At 61.4% G+C, this 18719-nt stretch carries 15 protein-coding genes and 1 pseudogene; 13 read left to right on the top strand and 3 right to left on the bottom strand.

Annotated elements, in window-relative coordinates:
* Nucleotides 1–5 precede the first annotated feature (5 nt).
* Nucleotides 6–1244 carry a bifunctional alpha/beta hydrolase/OsmC family protein gene (locus tag C6558_RS05715; RefSeq protein ID WP_107026942.1) on the bottom strand — a complete coding sequence of 413 codons (1239 nt, stop codon included), beginning with the start codon at nucleotides 1242–1244 and terminating at the stop codon, nucleotides 6–8.
* Between the two features lie 192 nt (nucleotides 1245–1436).
* Here C6558_RS05715 and C6558_RS05710 point away from each other — a divergent pair, with 192 nt between their 5' ends.
* The 4 genes from C6558_RS05710 to C6558_RS05695 all read left to right on the top strand — a co-directional run bounded on the left by C6558_RS05710 (nucleotide 1437) and on the right by C6558_RS05695 (nucleotide 5562).
* Complete coding sequence (locus C6558_RS05710; protein ID WP_084813990.1) at nucleotides 1437–2312, top strand: LysR family transcriptional regulator; 876 nt, start codon at nucleotides 1437–1439, stop codon at nucleotides 2310–2312.
* Between the two features lie 110 nt (nucleotides 2313–2422).
* The gene (gene msrB / locus C6558_RS05705) at nucleotides 2423–2869 is read left to right on the top strand and encodes a peptide-methionine (R)-S-oxide reductase MsrB (protein ID WP_025430182.1); all 447 of its coding nucleotides are present in this window, start codon (nucleotides 2423–2425) and stop codon (nucleotides 2867–2869) included.
* The gene (gene msrA / locus C6558_RS05700; protein WP_025430181.1) at nucleotides 2866–3372 is read left to right on the top strand and encodes a peptide-methionine (S)-S-oxide reductase MsrA; all 507 of its coding nucleotides are present in this window, start codon (nucleotides 2866–2868) and stop codon (nucleotides 3370–3372) included. The genes msrB and msrA overlap by 4 nt, the downstream gene beginning before the upstream one ends.
* 330 nt (nucleotides 3373–3702) lie before the next feature.
* Nucleotides 3703–5562, top strand: coding sequence for an ABC transporter ATP-binding protein (locus tag C6558_RS05695; protein WP_107026941.1), 1860 nt, complete (start codon nucleotides 3703–3705; stop codon nucleotides 5560–5562).
* A gap of 172 nt (nucleotides 5563–5734) precedes the next feature.
* Here C6558_RS05695 and C6558_RS05690 read toward each other — a convergent pair whose 3' ends face one another.
* Both C6558_RS05690 and C6558_RS05685 read right to left on the bottom strand, forming a co-directional pair.
* Nucleotides 5735–6388 (bottom strand): glutathione S-transferase family protein, encoded by a 654-nt coding sequence (locus tag C6558_RS05690; RefSeq protein ID WP_107026940.1) that lies wholly within the window; start codon nucleotides 6386–6388, stop codon nucleotides 5735–5737.
* Nucleotides 6389–6488: 100 nt separating this feature from the next.
* On the bottom strand, nucleotides 6489–6740 hold the full coding sequence (locus tag C6558_RS05685; protein WP_107026939.1) for a hypothetical protein: 252 nt from the start codon (nucleotides 6738–6740) through the stop codon (nucleotides 6489–6491).
* Nucleotides 6741–6749: 9 nt separating this feature from the next.
* Here C6558_RS05685 and C6558_RS05680 point away from each other — a divergent pair, with 9 nt between their 5' ends.
* The 9 genes and pseudogenes from C6558_RS05680 to cysG all read left to right on the top strand — a co-directional run.
* Nucleotides 6750–7337: an ANTAR domain-containing response regulator gene (locus C6558_RS05680; RefSeq protein ID WP_025430178.1), complete on the top strand. Its 588-nt coding sequence runs from the start codon at nucleotides 6750–6752 to the stop codon at nucleotides 7335–7337.
* Between the two features lie 121 nt (nucleotides 7338–7458).
* Entirely contained in the window at nucleotides 7459–8685 is a 1227-nt protein-coding gene (locus C6558_RS05675) for a CmpA/NrtA family ABC transporter substrate-binding protein (RefSeq protein WP_371412241.1), read from the top strand.
* A gap of 354 nt (nucleotides 8686–9039) precedes the next feature.
* Nucleotides 9040–10332, top strand: a complete 1293-nt coding sequence (locus C6558_RS05670; RefSeq protein ID WP_025430176.1) for a CmpA/NrtA family ABC transporter substrate-binding protein — start codon at nucleotides 9040–9042, stop codon at nucleotides 10330–10332.
* 58 nt (nucleotides 10333–10390) lie between these two features.
* On the top strand, nucleotides 10391–11284 hold the full coding sequence (gene ntrB, locus C6558_RS05665) for a nitrate ABC transporter permease (protein WP_107026937.1): 894 nt from the start codon (nucleotides 10391–10393) through the stop codon (nucleotides 11282–11284).
* A gap of 14 nt (nucleotides 11285–11298) precedes the next feature.
* Nucleotides 11299–12099 carry an ABC transporter ATP-binding protein gene (locus C6558_RS05660; RefSeq protein ID WP_057225826.1) on the top strand — a complete coding sequence of 267 codons (801 nt, stop codon included), beginning with the start codon at nucleotides 11299–11301 and terminating at the stop codon, nucleotides 12097–12099.
* 6 nt (nucleotides 12100–12105) lie between these two features.
* A complete protein-coding gene (gene nirB / locus C6558_RS05655; RefSeq protein ID WP_107026936.1) occupies nucleotides 12106–14568 on the top strand; it encodes a nitrite reductase large subunit NirB in 2463 nt (820 codons plus the stop codon).
* Between the two features lie 4 nt (nucleotides 14569–14572).
* Entirely contained in the window at nucleotides 14573–14908 is a 336-nt protein-coding gene (gene nirD, locus C6558_RS05650) for a nitrite reductase small subunit NirD (protein ID WP_025430172.1), read from the top strand.
* Between the two features lie 2 nt (nucleotides 14909–14910).
* Nucleotides 14911–17568, top strand: coding sequence for a nitrate reductase (locus C6558_RS05645; RefSeq protein ID WP_107026935.1), 2658 nt, complete (start codon nucleotides 14911–14913; stop codon nucleotides 17566–17568).
* Nucleotides 17540–18682, top strand: a pseudogene (cysG, locus tag C6558_RS05640) (siroheme synthase CysG); the annotation flags it as partial. The gene C6558_RS05645 and the pseudogene cysG, both read left to right, overlap by 29 nt.
* Nucleotides 18683–18719: the final 37 nt, after the last annotated feature.

The following is an 18719-nucleotide window of genomic DNA, read 5'->3' as shown; positions in this document are numbered from 1 at the left end:
AGCGGTTATCGCAACGGCGCTTTCACGACCGTTTCTATCCTTGCGACACCCTCCAGCGTACGATGGACCGGGCATTTGTCGGCGATTTCAGCGATCTTGTCTCGAAGCTCCTCTGAGACCTCGCCGTCGATCGAAATGACGCGTTCGAAGCGATCAATCCTGCCGCCAGTGCTGCGCTCAGATTCCGTGCATTCCACACAATCCCTGGCATGGATCTTCGTGTGGGAGACATCAACGCCGATGCGTCCGAGCGGCAGATTCTTGTATTCGGCGTATTGGCGCAGCGTCATCGACGTGCAGGCGCCGAGCGCAATGGACAGGAAGTCATAGGGTGACGGGCCGGAATCGAGGCCGTCCATTGCCTTGGGTTCATCGGCGAAAAGACGATGGCTGCCGGCCTGGACGGTGTTCTGAAATTTGCCGCCGCCTGTCTCCGTCACCCGCACATGCTCTATCGGCTCCGCGCCTTGCGGCGTATCGGCAGCGAGATAGCGCGTCATCCATCCTGAAATGACCCGTCCGGCAAAGGCTGCGTCCTCAAGATTTGTGAGCAGGTGATCTGCCTTGTCCAGCGATATGAAGCTTTTTGGATGTCTGGCTGCGCCGAAGATTTCGGTAGCGTTGTCGATGCCGACGGTTTCGTCCAAGGGGCTATGCAAAATGAGCAGTGGCTTTTTCAGCGACGCGACGGCGTCCTTGATGCGGTGCGCACGCGCATCCTCGACAAATTGCATGTTGACGAGAAACTTGCGTCCGGCGAGATCCACTTCCGCCGAACCGGACGTCTCGATCTCCTTGAGGCTCGCGCCCAAGTTCTTCAACACGTGGCCGACATCGGCCGGTGCGCCAATCGTTGCAACCGCGCGGACTTCAGCAATGTCCCTGGCCGCCGCGAGCACTGCGGCCCCGCCGAGCGAATGACCGACCAGCAACGAGGGTGCCTGGAAGTGATGACGTAGATAGTCGGCCGCCGAGACAAGGTCGGCAACATTCGAGGAGAAATTCGTCGATGCGAATTCGCCTTCACTCGATCCCAACCCCGTGAAGTCGAAACGCAGGACAGCGATACCCTCTCGGGCCAGTTCCGCTGCGATCCGGCGCGCCGACGCCAGGTCCTTGGAACAGGTGAAACAATGGGCAAACAGAGCGTAGGCGCGCAGGGGCCCGCTGGGGAAGTCGAGCCGGGCGGCAAGAGCTGCTCCGGAATGGCCGGCAAATTGAAGCCGTTGCGAACTGAAAGCCATAGGAATGCTCCATCGCTGCTGGGATGTGCGCAGTCTATATGAGCGGCGGCGGGCGGCTACCCGGATTCGTTCCGGACCCATTCGGCTCGTGCCCTTCACCTGAGCCAAGCGTTGCGGCAAGCTGCGTTCTCGCGGGTGACAAGCGCGCCAACTTTGCGACTGCAGCCAGGCAACCAACGTGGAGCATCAGACATGGATATCAATCAGGTCGGATACTTCCTCAATCTGGCTGAAACGTTGAACTTCACGGAAGCCGCGCGTCGAAGCGGCGTGTCGCAACCGAGCTTGACGCGCGCAATTCAGCGCCTCGAAGAAGAACTGGGCAGTCCACTGATCTACCGCGATGGCAAGGACAGCCGCCTCACGGCGCTTGGTCGCGACGTCCAGGCTGAATTCATGCGGGTGGAACTCGCTCTTCGAAACGTGCGCGAACATTCAGAAAGCACGGTCCACGGCCGCCGCCGTATTCTCGACATTGCCGTTGCCCCGACGATCGGCCCCGCCAAGTTCACGGCATTCTTTGACAAAGTGCTCAGCCAACTCCCTGCCGTAAACCTCAACATGCATCAGTTGTCGGCCGGCGAGGGTGCGCTGGAGGTGCTGTCGGGCAAGTATCATGCCTGCATCCTTCCGGAAGCGCCGCGTTTCAACCCCAAGCTCAACATCGTGCCGCTGTTTCGTGAGCGATTTCTCCTCGCCTGCGCTGATGGGCACCCACTTGCTGAAAATGACGTCGTCAGCGTCAAGGCCCTCGCCTCGTATCCATATGTCGACCGGCTCGCTTGCGAGTTCCATACCCAGATCACAGAGCACCTGATGAACCACAACGCGGTGATGCAGCCACGTTTCAGTGCCGATCGTGAGGACTGGGTCCAGCAACTGGTGGCGGAAGGCCGCGCGATCTGCATTATGCCCGAGCGTTCGGTCGTGGTTGAGGGGATAGTGACCCGCAGGATCGAAGGCATGTCATTGGAGCGAGAGGTGGTCTTGGCATCCGTTTCCGGTTCTGGCACGCCACTTGAGATGCGCAAGATCGCCCAGATGGCAGCCCGTCACGATTGGGCCTGAGGCGCCGGAACGCCCCATGGCATCGCTATTGAATCTATGCACGCCCTCTATTGGGAAAATCGCCGACCCAGCGCCATATTCTGGCAGCAAGTCCAATAGGAGTAATGGCTGTGAAGTACACGAAGACCGACGACGCGATCGCCAGGCTGACGTCGATTCAGTACCAAGTGACCCAGAAAAATGCGACGGAACGGCCCTTTACCGGGTCGTACAATGACAACAAGGAACCGGGCATCTACGTCGACATCGTTTCAGGCGAACCGCTGTTTGCCTCTGCCGACAAGTTCGAATCCGGTTGCGGCTGGCCGAGTTTTACGAAGCCGATCGTACATGCAAATGTTCGCGAATTGTCTGATGGTACTCATGGCATGATCCGCACCGAAGTGCGCTCAGCTCATGCCGATAGTCACCTCGGCCACGTGTTCACCGACGGTCCCGCAGATCGGGGTGGATTGCGTTATTGCATCAACTCCGCGGCACTGCGGTTCATTCCGCTCGGCGAAATGCAGGCCGAGGGCTATGGTGCCTATCTCAACCAAGTGGAGACTTTCAAATGACCGAGAAAGCTGTTTTGGCCGGTGGCTGCTTCTGGGGCATGCAGGATCTCATCCGAGCGTTGCCCGGCGTCATCAAGACCCGGGTGGGTTATACCGGCGGCGATGTACCGAATGCGACCTATCGCAATCACGGCACCCACGCCGAAGGTATTGAGATCGTGTTCGACCCCGAGACGATCAGTTATCGCCGGATTCTGGAGTATTTCTTCCAGATTCACGACCCAACGACGGTCGACCGGCAGGGCAACGACATCGGCAGTTCGTACCGATCTGCGATCTACGTTCTTGGCGATGAGCAAAGACGAATAGCCAAAGACACCATCGCCGACGTCGACGCGTCGGGACTGTGGCCAGGAAAAGCCGTGACGTCAGTCGAGCCGGTTGGAGATTTCTGGGAAGCGGAACCGGAGCACCAGGACTACCTGGAGCGCTATCCCAACGGCTACACCTGCCATTTTCCGCGCGCGAACTGGGTGCTGCCCAAGCGGGAAGCGGCCGCGTAACCGCCGGTACGTCAGCTTCAAGAGAATGGCATCCCAGCGTTCTGGTGATTTGCCGGAACACTGGGATGCCTCCGATCGCGAGCACATATGCCCGCGGTCGCTTTTCGGCCAACCGTGCGTGGCCGGCAACCACGCCGGGCAACAAGATCGCCGATTATTATGGCGTCGAACAGCCGCCTTGCAGCGGCACGATGCTCTCGTTCGCTCCCTCCCAATAGTTGCAAAATTCCTGGATTTTACCAAAACATTCTAATTAAGATTGCAGGAAGAGGGTGGTAAGGTGCGATCTGCGTCGCTGACCTTCCCATCCGCTATTTGACCGAGTGGCCCATGTCGATTTCAGATGCGATCTACCGTCCGTTCGAAACCTTGATCCGTCCCCTGGATATTCCTTACCGACCGCTGCCGTCCAAGGGGCCCGCAACCGTCCTTCTGCATTTCATATCGATGTTCCGTGGCGTGCTGATCGCGCTCGCGCTTTCGTCCATGGCGATTGAGGCCATCAACCTGACTATCGTCTGGGGGCTTTCTGTCATCGTCGATGGCGTATCGCAGAACGGTGCATCCGCCTTCTTGCACAACGAATGGCCCCTCCTGACTTTTCTTGGGCTGCTGATCTTTCCGGCCATGCCGGTCGCCTCGTTTCTATTGAACACACTCAACTCGCATACGCTCGGCGTCGGCATGCCGGCCGCTATCCAATGGCAGGGTCACAAGGCGGTCGAGCGGCAGGATCTGGCGTTTTTCCACGATCTTTTTGCCGGACAGGTCGCTTCGCGCCTGTCACAAGTATCATCCGCCGTTCAGCAGCAGATCATCGCCGCCTTCCAGTCCATTCCACGTTTCCTGCTGCAGATGGTCGGTTCCGTCGTTTTGCTGAGCGCCCTATCCTGGCAGCTCGCCTTGCCCGTCATCGTCTGGATCGGGCTCAATGTGGCACTCGCCATCAAGATGGCGCCGATTTTTGTCGAACGCTCGCGCAGCACTGCCAAGCAGCGAAGCTTGGTGTCAGGCGCCATCACCGACCTTTACACCAACATGCAAATGATCAAGCAGTTCGCTGCCGAAGACAGCGAGGCCGGCGCGATCCGTCGCATCATTCACAAAACCATACAGACGCAGCACAAGGAACAGCGCATCTACCGCACGTCGGAACTCATTGTCGTGGCGCTGAACATGGCACTTTGGCTGGCGATGCTTTCGATTGGTTTTTCGGGCCTCGTCAACGCCTTTCTCACGGTCGGCGAGTTCGTCGGGGCGGTCTATATCCTCCAAAGACTGTCCGGGCACACTTTCACGTTCCTGCAGATGGGCCAGCAGATCTTCCAGGCGATCGGGACGATTAAGGATGCGATGCCCGTGATGACGACGCCGCCGACCATAACAGATCGGCCTGACGCGAAGACCCTCGTAGTCAACAGCGGCGAGATACGCTTCCAAGACGTCCGCTTCGCATACAAGTCCGGCAAGCCCGTCATCGCCAATCTATCGCTGACGATGCGGCCCGGGGAGAAAGTGGGGCTGGTCGGCCTTTCCGGGGCCGGCAAGACCACGCTGGTGAGCCTGCTGCTGCGCTTCTACGACATCAACGAAGGCGCTATCCTGATCGACGGGCAGGACATCCGCGATGTCACACAGACAAGTCTTCGCCGCAACATCGGGGTCATCGCGCAGGACGTCGCGCTACTGCACCGTTCGGTCGGCGACAATATCCGTTACGGCCGACCGGAGGCGACGCAGGAAGAGATCGAAGAGGCGGCCAAGACGGCAAGGGCCGATGTGTTCATCACCGATCTTGCTGATGGCGAAGGCCGTAAGGGTTATGGCGCCTTCGTTGGCGACCGCGGCATCAAGCTCTCGGGCGGTCAACGGCAGCGCGTGGCGATCGCCCGTGTTCTGCTGAAGGATGCGCCGATCCTCGTGCTGGACGAAGCGACTTCCGCCCTCGACAGCGAATCTGAGGCGGCCATCCAGGAAAAACTCAACCTGGTGATGGAGGGAAAGACGGTGATTGCCATAGCACATCGCCTTTCGACCATCGCAATGATGGATCGGATAATCGTGCTCGATCAGGGGCGCATCGTGGAAGAAGGCAGACCGGAAGAACTGGTTGAACGGGATGGCCTGTTTGCCCGTCTGTGGAAACGCCAGACCGGCGGCTTTATTCCTGAGGAAATAAGCGAACTGTGAGACAGGCAGTTGGTGGCGAGATGGGCCATCGGAGCGGTTTCCAGCATACCGTCACCTGGAAGCCTGCCGTGTGTTCAATCGCTTTCCGCCGTCGCGTCCATGCTCGCCCAAAAGCTCCGGGTGAAGGCGGTCGGTAAAGATTTCCGTCTGGAACGCCCATCGTCGCGGACCTTTATCCGCCTGTTGATGCAGCGGTGAAAACCGCCAATTGAGCGTCGAAAGCACGCTGGTAGGCGGGTCGCGCTTCGCCGCGGGTGATATAGGCGGCGAGGTTCGGATATTCGTCCAATATGCCTGATCCTGCCAATCTGCGCAGCACCGTCACCATAAGAAGGTCACCGGCGCTGAACTCGCCGTCGAGCCAATCGGCAGTGCCAAGCCTCGCGGAAAGTTCGCTCAGCCGTTTACGGATGCGGCCCTCGACGGCAGACATCCGCTGCTCGTACCAGGTCTCATCGCCTTCCAGATACCTGGCGATTTCGCGATCCACGATCGGCGGCTCCATCGTGTTGAGCGCGGCAAACATCCATGTGATCGCGCGTGCCCGGGCATTCGCATCGTGTGGCAGCAGGCCCGAACGGCGTTCGGCGATATGGAACACGATGGCCCCGGACTCGAACAGGGCGAGATCGCCTTCTTCATAGGTCGGGATCTGTCCGAAAGGATGAAGCGCTAAATGCGCGGGTTCCTTCATCGTTTTGAACGAAACAAGACGAACGTCGTAAGGTTGGCCCACTTCTTCGAGCGCCCAGCGAACGCGCATGTCACGCGCCATGCCCCTGCCGCGATCGGGCGACCGTTCAAATGCGGTAATGGTGATAGTCATCGCTGTTCTCCATAGCTCGTCTGTCTTGAAGACGATCGACTAAGCGAGATTCCGACACTCCGTGCTCGCGATTGCTCGGGGGTATTACCGCAATTCTGGCCTATGCCCTGCGGGCATCATATCGACGCAGATCAGACTTGGCAGCAATTGCATGGCGCCCCTCGCCACTGAGAAGCCAGGCGATCGCAGAATGCCCCGTGAGCATCGCGGAAAGAAGCCTATGGCTTCGGAAGCGCTGTCTGGAGCAAAGTTCCGACCTTACAAATGACGCGGCATCGACTAAAAAATAGGCAGCGATAAATTTGTTAAGAAAATAGGCAATTCTGTTGCGGAAATTGCTGCGCTGCATCATGATCGCTTCATGACAAACCGCGACCTCACCATTCTCGTCATCGACGAGAACGCCATTCGTGCCTCGATCATCGAGGAAGGATTGCATGAGGCCGGGCATCGCAAGGTGACTGTCATTCATGAGGTTCAGGGTGTCGCGCGCGTCATCGACAGTCTCAGGCCCGATGTTATCGTCATCGACATCGAAAACCCCAATCGCGATATGATGGAGCATCTGTTCCAGCTGACGCGCACGGTCGGGCGGCCGATCGCGATGTTCGTGGATCGCTCCGACACCGCTTCGATCGAGGCGGCGGTGGAGGCGGGCGTGTCGGCTTATATCGTCGACGGTCTCAAGAAGGAGCGCGTCAAGCCGATCCTCGACATGGCCGTCAGTCGTTTCAACGCCTTCAGCCGATTGCAACGGGAACTGGCCGATGCCAGGTCCGCGCTCGAGGAGCGCAAGGTCATCGAGCGCGCCAAGGGCATCCTGATGAAGATCCGTGGTCTCTCGGAAGAGGAAGCCTTTGCCCTGCTGCGGCAGACGGCGATGAACGAAAAAAAGAAGATGTCTGAAATCGCGCAAAGCGTGGTGACGGCCGCCGGCCTGCTGATGTGATGGCGGGCGCGGCGCATCTGCTTGGTCGCAAGGAGTGAATGGAGTGAACAGCATGGCCAATTTCGGCGATATCGGCAGCGGCCTCACCTCGTCCGGTCACGGTTTGCCGGCGCCGCAAAAGATGCGCAGCGAGGGCGCCCGCACGCTTCGTGCCGGCTTCATCCCGCTCGTCGATGCCTCGGTCCTGATCGCTGCCTGCGAGTTCGGTTTTGCGCGCAGGGAAGGTCTTGTGCTGGACCTGGTCAAGGATGTGTCCTGGGCAAATGTCCGCGACCGTTTGGCTTTCCGCCAGTTCGATATTGCCCACATGCTTTCTCCCATGCCGGTTGCTGCCATGCTAGGGCTCGGCTCTAATCCTTCGCCGACGATCACGCCCTTCTCGCTCGGGCGCGGCGGCAATGCCATCACGCTGTCCAATCGGCTCTTTGCCCGCATGGTGGAGGAGGGGGGGCTTGAAGGCGCCGAGGACGCGCTTGCCAATGCCCAAGCGCTCGCCGCCGTACTTGGGCGCATGAAAGCGAATAGCGATGCGCCGCCGACCTTGGGCGTCACCTATCCGTTCTCCTCGCACAATTACGAATTCCGGTACTGGTTGGCTGCCGGCGGCGTTGATCCGGATCGTGACGTCAAGCTTGTCGTCGTGCCGCCGCCGATGACAACAGACGCGCTCGAAGCCGGCGCGATCGACGGTTTCTGCGTCGGCGCGCCCTGGAACATGGTCGCATCCGAGCGCGGTGTCGGACGTATTGTCGCCGCCAAGCAGGATATCTGGCCGTCGGCGCCCGAAAAGGTCATCGGCATGCGCCCCGAGTGGGCCGAAGCCAATCCAGAAACGGTTTCGCGGTTGATCGTGGCGCTGGATGCTGCCGCCCGTTGGTGCGACGATCCGCAAAATCGCGACGCCTTGTCCGAAGCGCTCGCCGACCAGCGCTATGTCGGCGCCCCGGTCGAAATCATCCGCCGCGTGCTTTCCGGTGAGTTCACCATCGACGCTCAAGGACAGCGTCGGGTCATCGACGACTATTTCGTCTTCCACCGCAACTTCGCCAACTATCCCCGCCCGGGCCACGCACTGTGGATCTACAGCCAGATGGCGCGCTGGGGACAGGCCGATCTAAGCCGGGAAGCGATGACGGCGGCAGCTTCGGCCTATCGCTCGGACCTTTATCGACTTGCGCTCGGGGCCGACGCGGCACCTGCGGATGCCGATATCAGGATCGAGGGCGCATCCGCTGAGGATCGCTTCATGGACGGGCATGTTTTCGATCCTGCGGCGATTGAGGCCTATGTCGAGGCGTTTCCTGTGCGTGCAGAGGGCAGCGTGGCCGCATCTGGCGCTGACAACTGATGGTTCGGCCGCTGCTTGTTTGGGCAGAGCGGCCGAGCCGGTTGTGTGCAGCGCACAATAATTCAGCAGATTCTACAATAGCTGTTTTGCTGGGCAATTACGCTCGTTCGTATTTTTATCATTCGATATCAAGCTATTAGTTCCTAGTTTGTCGAACTGGCACGGCTCTTGCTTTTAAGAAATTGCTTCGGTCAACGGCGATTGAAGCGAGTTCAAACGCCAGATCGCGTTTGCCAGAGACACTGACGTCGCACGGTTTTTGTTTCCCGAGGAATCCTCCCGATCCCGGACGCAATCTCCAAGCGGCGTTTTTTTATGTCCGGTTTTGCCCGGCAGCAGCAGAGGAACCTGCGCATGATCAAGTTTTCGACTGGCGGACTGACCCGCCGCGGCCTGCTGAAAACCACAGCGACGGCCGCTCTACTCGGTGCCGTCAAGACGGCCTTCCCGACCGGCGCCTTTGCACAGTCGGCCGGTCCCGAGACTACCAAGGCGGTTCTCGGTTTCATTGCTCTGACAGACTCCGCGCCGCTGATCGTCGCCAAGGAAAAGGGCTTGTTCGACAAATACGGCATGACCGAAGTCGACGTGGTCAAGCAGGCCTCCTGGGGCACCACACGCGACAACCTCGTGCTCGGTTCGGCCGGCGCCGGTATTGATGGCGCCCATATCCTGACGCCGATGCCTTACCTGATCTCGACCGGCAAGGTGACGCAGAACAACCAGCCTCTGCCGATGGCGATCCTCGCGCGCCTCAATCTCGACGCGCAGGCAATCTCGGTCGGTGGCGCCTATGCCGATCTCAAGGTCGGCCTGGATGCATCGGCGCTGAAGCAAGCCTTTGCCAAGAAGAAGGCTGAAGGCGCTGCCGCCAAGGTGGCGATGACCTTCCCCGGCGGCACGCATGACCTGTGGTTGCGCTATTGGCTTGCCGCTGGCGGTATCGATCCGGATTCCGATGTCGAGACCATCGTCGTGCCGCCGCCGCAGATGGTCGCCAACATGAAGGTCGGCACCATGGACTGTTTCTGCGTCGGCGAGCCCTGGAACGAGCAGCTCGTCAACCAGAAGATCGGCTACACCGCCGTCAACACCGCCGAAATCTGGAACGAGCATCCGGAAAAATCCTTCGCCATGCGGGCGGACTGGGTGGAGAAGAACCCGCGCGCCGCAAGGGCGCTCACCATGGCCATCCAGGAAGCGGCGCAATGGTGCGACGACATGGCCAACAAGGAAGAGCTGGCGAAGATCGTCGGCAAACGCAGCTGGTTCAACGTGCCGCCGAAGGACATCGTCGACCGGCTGAAGGGCGAATACGACTACGGCAACGGCAAGGTCGTCGAGGCGAGCCCGCACTTCATGAAGTTCTGGCGCGACCACGCCTCCTATCCCTTCCAGAGCCATGACAGCTGGTTCCTGACGGAGAACATCCGCTGGGGCAAGTTTGCTCCCGACACCGACATCAAGGCGCTCGTTGCCAAGGTCAACCGCGAGGATATCTGGCGCGATGCGGCAAAGGAGCTCGGCGTCTCCGACATCCCGACCTCGACCTCACGCGGCATCGAGAAATTTTTCGACGGCAAGGTGTTCGATCCGGCAGATCCGCAGGCTTACCTGAAGAGCCTGAGCATTTCGCGCGTCGCCTGAGCCTTCGTGGCGGCGGGCGAGCCCGCCGCCGCTCGACTTGAACCTTTAGGAGAACGGTATGTCCGTCACCAATCTCAAGCTTCCCCAGGAGGCTGCTCAGCGGCCCGTGGCCCGGGTCGTTGCCTTTACCCGTGCGACGAAGCCCGGCGGCAGCCCCCGGTTGCCGGCAGCACTCGCCACAGCCTTGACCAACCTCGTCCCGCTGGTGGTGACCCTGAGCTTTATCCTCGTCGCCTGGCAGGTGATCTGTTCTGCGCCCGACTCGAGCCTGCCGGCGCCGACACGTGTTCTGGAGGAAAGCTGGGAGCTGATCGCGCATCCGTTCTATGTCGGACAGGGCGTCGATCAAGGCCTGTTCTGGCATATCTCGGCCAGCCTTCAGCGCGTCGCGATCGGTTATGCGCTCGCCGCTGTCGTCGGTATCGCGCTCGGCGCACTCGTTGGCCAGAGCGCCCTTGCCATGCGCGGGCTCGATCCGATCTTCCAGGTGCTGCGCACCGTGCCGCCGCTCGCTTGGCTGCCGCTGTCGCTCGCCGCCTTCCAGGACGGCACCCCCTCGGCGATCTTCGTGATCTTCATCACCGCGATCTGGCCGATCATCATCAACACCGCCGTCGGCATCCGCAACATTCCGCAGGACTACCAGAACGTCGCCAAGGTGCTGCGGCTCAATGCCTTCGAATATTTCGCCAAGATCATGCTGCCGGCTGCTGCCCCTTACATCTTCACTGGCCTTCGCATCGGCATCGGTCTTTCCTGGTTGGCGATCGTTGCCGCCGAGATGCTGATCGGCGGCGTCGGCATCGGTTTCTTCATCTGGGATGCGTGGAACTCGTCGCTGATCAGCGACATCATCGTTGCGCTCATCTACGTCGGCATCGTCGGCTTCCTCCTCGATCGTCTCATCGCCCTCATCGGTCGCGTCGTCACCCGCGGCACGGCAACTGCGTGAGAAAGGCAAAGACCATGACCAAGAGCTATCTCTCGCTTGAGCTTATCGACAAGAGCTTCGAACGCGGCGGTGTCAGGACGGACGTTCTGAAGCAGGTTTCGCTTTCCGTCGACAAGGGCGAATTCATCTCGATCATCGGCCATTCCGGCTGCGGAAAGTCGACGCTGCTCAATATCGTCGCCGGCCTGACGCAGGCGACCACCGGCGTCGTGCTCCTCGATGGCCGCGTTGCCGACGAGCCGGGACCGGACCGCGCCGTCGTCTTCCAGAACCATTCCCTGCTGCCCTGGTTGACGGTTTACGAAAACGTCCGCCTCGGCGTCGACAAGGTCTTCCGCGCGACCAAGGGCAAGGCCGAACGTCACGAATGGACCATGCGCAATCTCGAGCTGGTGCAGATGGCGCATGCCGCCGACAAGCGTCCGTCCGAGATTTCCGGCGGCATGAAGCAGCGCGTCGGCATCGCCCGGGCGCTGGCCATGGAACCGAAGGTTCTTCTGCTCGACGAGCCGTTCGGCGCGCTCGACGCCCTGACCCGCGCCCATCTGCAGGACCAGGTGATGCAGATCCACGCCGAGCTCGGCAATACGGTGCTGATGATCACCCATGATGTCGATGAAGCGGTGCTGCTTTCCGACCGCATCGTCATGATGACCAATGGTCCCTCGGCGCGCATCGGCGAAATCCTCGATGTGCCGCTAGCCCGCCCGCGCCGGCGCATCGAACTAGCGGCCGACCGAACCTACCTCAAATGCCGCGAAGCGGTGCTCAAGTTCCTCTACGAGCGCCACCGTTTCGTCGAAGCTGCGGAGTAATTTCCCATGGCTCACCAAACGCCCGAAAAACTCGTCATCATCGGCAATGGAATGGCGCCCGGACGCATGCTGGAGCACCTGTTCGAACAGGCGCCGGGGCAATATCAGGTCACGATCTTCAACGCCGAACCGCGCGTCAACTACGACCGCATCATGCTTTCGCCGGTCCTTTCCGGCGAAAAAGACTACGAGCAGATCATCATCCACGGCGATGGTTGGTACATCAAGCACGGGATCACGCTCTACAAAGGCCACAAGGTCGTGGCAATCGACCGCGCGAAGAAGACTGTGACCTCTGATCACGGTGTGACCGAAAGCTACGACAAGCTTGTCATCGCGACAGGCTCAGTGCCCTTCATCATCCCGGTTCCCGGCAAAGATCTGCCCGGTGTTATTACCTACCGCGACCTCGATGACGTGCAGGCAATGTTGCTTGCCGCGCAGTCGCGCGAAAAGGCTGTCGTCATTGGCGGTGGCCTGCTCGGGCTTGAAGCGGCCGCCGGACTTGCCTCGCGCGGTATGGATGTGACCGTACTGCACGTGATGCCAACTCTGATGGAGCGCCAACTCGATCCGGCGGCTGGTTATCTCTTGCAGAAAGCCGTCGAGGAGCGCGGCATCAAGGTCATCTGCAAGGCCAATACCAAGGCAATCATCGGCGATGGCAAGGTCGAGGGCATCGAGCTCGACAACGGCACGATCATTCCCGCGACACTCGTCGTCATGGCTGTCGGCATCCGGCCGAACGCGGGCATCGCCAAGGAAGCCGGCCTAGCGGTCAATCGCGGCATCGTCGTCGACGACGGCATGCAGACCTCCGATGGCGATATCCTGGCGCTTGGCGAATGCGCCGAGGTCGGCGGCATGGTCTACGGCCTCGTCGCACCACTCTACGAAATGGCGCGCATCGCCGCATCGCATCTGGCGGGCGATCGCTCGCCCGCCTTCGTGCATTCCGACACGCCGACGAAGCTCAAAGTCACCGGCATCAACCTGTTCTCCCTCGGAGACTTTGCCGAAGGCGACGATCGCGAGGAGATCGTGCTGCGCGATGCAGCCGGCGGCGTCTACAAGCGGCTGGTGCTGAAGGACAACCGCATCATCGGCACAGTGCTTTATGGCGAAACCGCCGATGGCGCCTGGTTCAACGATCTGAAGAAGAAAGCCACCGATATCTCGGAAATGCGCGAAACGCTCATTTTCGGCCAGGCCTATCAGGGAGGGTCCCCGCTGGACCCTATGGCGGCCGTTGCAGCCTTGCCGGATGATGCAGAAATCTGCGGCTGCAACGGCGTGTGCAAGGGCAAGATCGTGGCGACGATCCAGGGCAAGGGACTGACGTCGCTCGACGATGTCAGGGCGCATACGAAGGCGTCCGCTTCCTGCGGTTCCTGCACCGGGCTCGTTGAGCAGGTGATGTCGCTGACGCTTGGCGAAACCTACAATCCCGCCGCCGTCCAGCCGATGTGCACCTGCACCGAGCTTGGCCACGACGATGTCCGCCGCCTGATCAAGGCCAAGGGCCTGAAGACCATTCCCGCCGTGATGCAGGAACTGGAGTGGAAGACATCCTGCGGCTGCGCCAAATGCCGCCCGGCGCTCAACTACTACCTCGTCTGCGACTGGCCGGACGAATATGCCGACGACTATCAGTCGCGCTTCATCAACGAGCGTGTGCACGCCAATATCCAGAAGGACGGCACCTACTCCGTCGTTCCGCGCATGTGGGGCGGCGTCACAAACTCTGGGGAATTGCGCGCGATTGCCGACGTTGTCGACAAGTTCGAGATCCCAATGGTGAAAGTCACCGGTGGTCAGCGTATCGACCTACTCGGCATCGAGAAGGAAGACCTGCCGGCCGTCTGGGCCGATCTCGGCAAGGCCGGCTTCGTGTCGGGCCAGGCTTATGCCAAGGGCCTGCGCACGGTGAAGACCTGCGTTGGTTCCGACTGGTGCCGCTTCGGCACCCAGGATTCCACCGGCCTCGGCATCCGCATCGAAAAATTCATGTGGGGGTCCTGGACGCCGGCCAAGCTGAAATTGGCCGTCTCCGGCTGTCCGAGAAACTGCGCAGAAGCCACCTGCAAGGATATCGGTGTCATCTGCGTCGACAGCGGCTTCGAGATCCACTTCGCCGGTGCAGCCGGGCTCGACATCAAGGGCACCGAGGTTCTTGGTCTGGTGAGGACCGCGGACGACGCCCTCGAACATATCGTGGCGCTGACGCAGATGTATCGCGAGCAGGCCCGTTATCTCGAGCGCATCTACAAGTGGGCCAAGCGCATCGGTCTTGAAGAAATCCGCCGGCAGATCATGGACGATGCCGAACGGCGCAAGGCGCTCTTCGACCGCTTCGTCTTCAGCCAGAAATTCGCCCAGGTCGACCCATGGTCGGAGCGTGTCTCCGGCAAGGACAAGCACGAGTTCCGGCCGATGGCGACGGTCGGATTTTCAGAAGCGGCGGAGTGAGGGGATGGACATGAACTGGATCTCAATCGGTGACATCTCCGACATCCCGCTTCGCGGCGCACGCTGCGTGCGGACGCCCGAGGGCAAGATCGCCGTCTTCCGCACCGCCGAAAACGAGGTCTTTGCGATCGAAGACCATTGCCCGCACAAGGGCGGGCCGCTGTCGCAGGGCATCGTCCACGGCACGGCGGTCACTTGCCCGCTGCACAACTGGGTGATCTCGCTCGAAACCGGCAAGGCGCTGGGTGCAGACGAGGGGGGCGTGCGCACCATCCCAGTGCGCAACGATGGCGGTGCGCTGTTCATCGCACTCGAAAGCCTGATGATCGCGGCGGAGTAGTCATGGCAACCGAAGTCAAAACCACGTGTCCCTATTGCGGTGTCGGCTGCGGCGTGGTCGCGACGGTTGGCGATGACGGCGGCATCGGTGTGAAAGGCGACCCGGATCATCCGGCCAACTTCGGCCGGCTTTGCTCCAAGGGGGCGGCGCTTGGCGAGACGCTCGATCTCGACGGGCGGCTGCTCTATCCCGAGATCGGTGGACAGGCCGCGGAGTGGGATAAGGCGCTCGACCTCGTCGCCGATCGCTTTTCGCAGGCGATTGCCGAGCACGGGCCGGATTCTGTCGCCTTCTATGTCTCCGGTCAGTTGCTGACCGAGGACTACTATGTCGCCAACAAACTGATGAAGGGGTTCATCGGTTCGGGGAATATCGACACCAACTCCCGCCTCTGCATGTCCTCATCGGTGGCCGGTCATCGCCGCGCCTTCGGATCGGACACCGTTCCCGGTTGCTACGAGGATCTGGAGCTTGCCGATCTCGTGGTGTTGACGGGTTCCAACCTCGCCTGGTGCCATCCGGTACTCTACCAGCGCCTCGGTGCTGCCAAGGCGGCGCGCCCACAGATGCGCGTGGTCGTGATCGACCCGCGCCGTACCATGACGGCCGATATCGCCGACATGCATCTGGCGGTCCGGCCGGATGGCGACGTCGCGCTCTTCAATGGTCTCCTTGCGTACCTGGCCTCCAGCCCGGCCGTAAACCAGGGCTACATCTCGGCACACACCAGCGGATTTGCCGAGGCCCTCGCCGCGGCAAGCGCCTTCGATCAAGCCACACTGGCGCGACTAACTGGGCTCGACGAAAAGGAACTCGCCACCTTCTTCCGACTTTTCGAGAGCAGCGAAAAGGTCGTCACCTGCTACAGCCAGGGGGTCAACCAATCGGTCTCCGGCACCGACAAGGTCAATGCCATCATCAACTGTCACCTGGCGACCGGCCGCATCGGCCGACCCGGCATGGGACCGTTCTCCCTGACGGGCCAACCCAACGCCATGGGCGGCCGCGAGGTCGGCGGTCTTGCCAATATGCTGGCCGCCCATATGGACATCGAGAAGGCGGGAGACCGCGATCAGGTCAGACGTTTCTGGGGCGCGCCGGCCATCGCCGCAAGACCGGGCCTCAAGGCCGTCGACATGTTTCGCGCTGTCGCCGACGGGCGCATCAAGGCGATCTGGATCATGGCGACCAATCCGGTCGTGTCGATGCCGGATGCCGATGCGATCGAGGCCGCGCTCAGGGCCTGTCCCTTCGTCGTGGTCTCCGATGTCATCAGGCAAACAGATACGACCCGTCATGCGCATGTGCTGTTACCTTCGCTTGGCTGGGGCGAGAAGGATGGCACCGTTACGAACTCCGAGCGCCGCATCTCCCGCCAGCGCAGTTTCCTGACGGTTCCTGGTGAAGCCCGGGCGGACTGGTGGCAACTTGCCGAAGTCGGCAGCCGCATGGGTTTTGCCGGCGCCTTTGCCTACGCATCGGCATCCGAAATCTTTGCCGAACATGCCGGTCTTTCCGGTTTCGAGAACGATGGCCGGCGCGATTTCGATGTCGGCGCTTATGCCGAAATCGATGGTGCCGGCTATGATGCACTCATGCCGTTCCAATGGCCGCAGCCGCGCGGTAAGGCAAGTACTGTGACGCGCTTCTTCGCCGATGGCGGATTCTACCATCCGGATGGTCGCGCGCGCTTCATCGCGACCACAAGCCAGATTGCCAAGCGCGTGAGCGATGCCTTCCCCTTCACCCTCAATACCGGCCGCGTTCGCGACCACTGGCACACGATGACCCGGACGGGAAAGAGCGCGCGGCTCTCCGCCCATATCGGCGAACCCTTCGTCGAGATTCACCCCCGCGATGCGATGGAGCTTGATCTTTCGCCGGCTGATCTCGTGGTGCTGGAAAGCCCCTTTGGTGCGGCGGTCGTCCGAGCACTGATCACCGACCGCCAGGCGCGCGGCAATCTCTTCGTGCCGATGCATTGGAACGACCAGTTCGCGGCTAAGGCGCGCATCGATGCCTTGGTGCCGCCGATCACCGATCCTGTTTCGGGCCAGCCCGCCTCCAAGAACGTTGCCGTTTCCGCCCGCCGTTTCGCAGCCTCCACCTATGGATTTGCAGTCAGTGCCGCAAGGCCGGAAGGGCTTGATTGCGCCTATTGGGCGCTGGCCAAGGCAAGGGCCGGGTGGCGGCTCGAACTGGCATCGCAGACAGAGCCTGATGATTGGGTCGCGTGGTGCCGACGCATCTTCGATATCCCGGCGGATATCGAGCCGATCGGCTATGCCGACGGGCCGTCCGGCCATCGCCGGCTTGCCTTCTTCGATGGCGCCAAGCTGTTGCTGGCGCTTTATCTCGCGCCAGAACCCGTCGCCGTTGCCCGCAGCTGGGCGGTGGAGCAGCTCGGGGCCTCGCATGCCGATCTGCGACTTCGCTTTGCGCTCGTCGCCGGCCGACCGGGTGCGGATAAGCCCGATCCGGGAGCAACCGTCTGCTCCTGTTTCAATGTCGGGATCAACCAGATCGTTGCTGCCGTCCGTGGCGGCTGCCGCTCGGTCGAAGCTATCGGCCAGACGCTGAATGCCGGAACCAATTGCGGCTCGTGCCGCGCCGAGATCAGGGGGATCGTCGATGGATGCCTTGCTGCTGCCGCGGAATGAAATGCGCCTGCGCGCGGACCCGCCGCGCATGATGCCTTTAGCGAAGCTGCCCGTGTTCTTTGCGCTCGAAGGCCGCCGTGTCGTTGTGGCCGGCGGCTCCGACGCCTGCGCCTGGAAGGCGGAACTGTTGGCGGCCTGCGGTGCCGAGGTGCATGTCTATGCACCGCCTGAGGAAATCGGAGAGGCCTGCGCCCGCCTGTTCGAGGCCGGTTCCTCTCACCCAGGCGGCAGGTTCACTCATCACCGCGAGGCCTGGACAAAGGAAGCGATCGCTGGCGCGGCGCTTGCGATTGCCGACTGCGAGGGCGATGAGGACGCGCGGTCCTTCTTCGAGGCGGCCAATGCGGCTGGCGTGCCGGTCAACATCATCGACAAACCGGCCTATTGCCAGTTTCAGTTCGGCTCCATCGTCAATCGCTCGCCGGTCATTGTCGCAATATCGACTGACGGCGCCGCGCCCATTCTTGCCCAGGCGATCCGTCGCCGCATCGAGACCCTGCTTCCGCCGGTTCTGAAGGATTGGGCGTCGCTGGCGCAAACGATCCGCGACAAGGTCAATGCGCGCCTCAAACCCGGCGCGGCACGCCGCGCCTTTTGGGAGCGTTTTGTCGATCGTGCCTTTCAGGAGACACCGGAGGAGGGTGTCGAGATGCGGCTGGTGGCGGAGATGGATCGCTTCGCGGCGAACCGGACCGACACCGGCCGCGTCACGCTCGTCGGCGCCGGGCCGGGCGACGCGGAGCACCTGACGCTGAAGGCGGTGCGTGCTTTGCAAGCGGCCGATGTCATCCTTTTCGACGGTCTCGTTTCCGATGAGGTGCTGGAGCTTGCCCGGCGCGAGGCGAAGCGTCTGCTGGTGGGCAAACGTGGTGGGCGCGCGAGCTGCAGGCACGAAGACCTCAACGACATGATGGTCTCCTGGGCCCGCGCCGGCAAACGGGTTGTCCGGTTGCAGTCCGGTGACGCGGCGATTGTCGGCCGTAGCCGCGAGGAGATCGCCCGGTTGGAAGAAAGGGGCATTGCGGTCGATGTCGTCCCGGGCATCGCGGCGGCGAGCGCCATGGCGGCACGCGTGTGCGTCCCGGTTGGAGACCGGGATCATAGCGATCCCATCTCCCGTTGGGCGTGACGACGCAGACCGCCTTTATTGA

Origin of the sequence: Ensifer sp. NM-2 (assembly GCF_003024455.1) — a bacterium.
In the GTDB taxonomy this organism is placed as follows: Bacteria; Pseudomonadota; Alphaproteobacteria; order Rhizobiales; family Rhizobiaceae; genus Ensifer; species Ensifer canadensis.
The sequence above is the reverse complement of the archived record's forward strand: the minus strand, read 5'-3'. Positions and strand labels throughout refer to the sequence as shown.

Excerpts from the sequence above, each read along its gene's own strand:
- C6558_RS05715 (WP_107026942.1), bottom strand. The coding sequence starts at position 1,244 with ATGGCTTTCAGTTCGCAACGGCTTCAATTTGCCGGCCATTCCGGAGCA.
- C6558_RS05685 (WP_107026939.1), bottom strand. The coding sequence starts at position 6,740 with ATGATGCAGCGCAGCAATTTCCGCAACAGAATTGCCTATTTTCTTAAC.
- msrA (WP_025430181.1), top strand. The coding sequence starts at position 2,866 with ATGACCGAGAAAGCTGTTTTGGCCGGTGGCTGCTTCTGGGGCATGCAG.
- C6558_RS05670 (WP_025430176.1), top strand. The coding sequence starts at position 9,040 with ATGATCAAGTTTTCGACTGGCGGACTGACCCGCCGCGGCCTGCTGAAA.
- C6558_RS05645 (WP_107026935.1), top strand. The coding sequence starts at position 14,911 with ATGGCAACCGAAGTCAAAACCACGTGTCCCTATTGCGGTGTCGGCTGC.
- C6558_RS05710 (WP_084813990.1), top strand. The coding sequence starts at position 1,437 with ATGGATATCAATCAGGTCGGATACTTCCTCAATCTGGCTGAAACGTTG.
- C6558_RS05680 (WP_025430178.1), top strand. The coding sequence starts at position 6,750 with ATGACAAACCGCGACCTCACCATTCTCGTCATCGACGAGAACGCCATT.
- ntrB (WP_107026937.1), top strand. The coding sequence starts at position 10,391 with ATGTCCGTCACCAATCTCAAGCTTCCCCAGGAGGCTGCTCAGCGGCCC.
- nirD (WP_025430172.1), top strand. The coding sequence starts at position 14,573 with ATGGACATGAACTGGATCTCAATCGGTGACATCTCCGACATCCCGCTT.
- C6558_RS05675 (WP_371412241.1), top strand. The coding sequence starts at position 7,459 with ATGCGCAGCGAGGGCGCCCGCACGCTTCGTGCCGGCTTCATCCCGCTC.
- C6558_RS05660 (WP_057225826.1), top strand. The coding sequence starts at position 11,299 with ATGACCAAGAGCTATCTCTCGCTTGAGCTTATCGACAAGAGCTTCGAA.
- nirB (WP_107026936.1), top strand. The coding sequence starts at position 12,106 with ATGGCTCACCAAACGCCCGAAAAACTCGTCATCATCGGCAATGGAATG.
- C6558_RS05690 (WP_107026940.1), bottom strand. The coding sequence starts at position 6,388 with ATGACTATCACCATTACCGCATTTGAACGGTCGCCCGATCGCGGCAGG.
- C6558_RS05695 (WP_107026941.1), top strand. The coding sequence starts at position 3,703 with ATGTCGATTTCAGATGCGATCTACCGTCCGTTCGAAACCTTGATCCGT.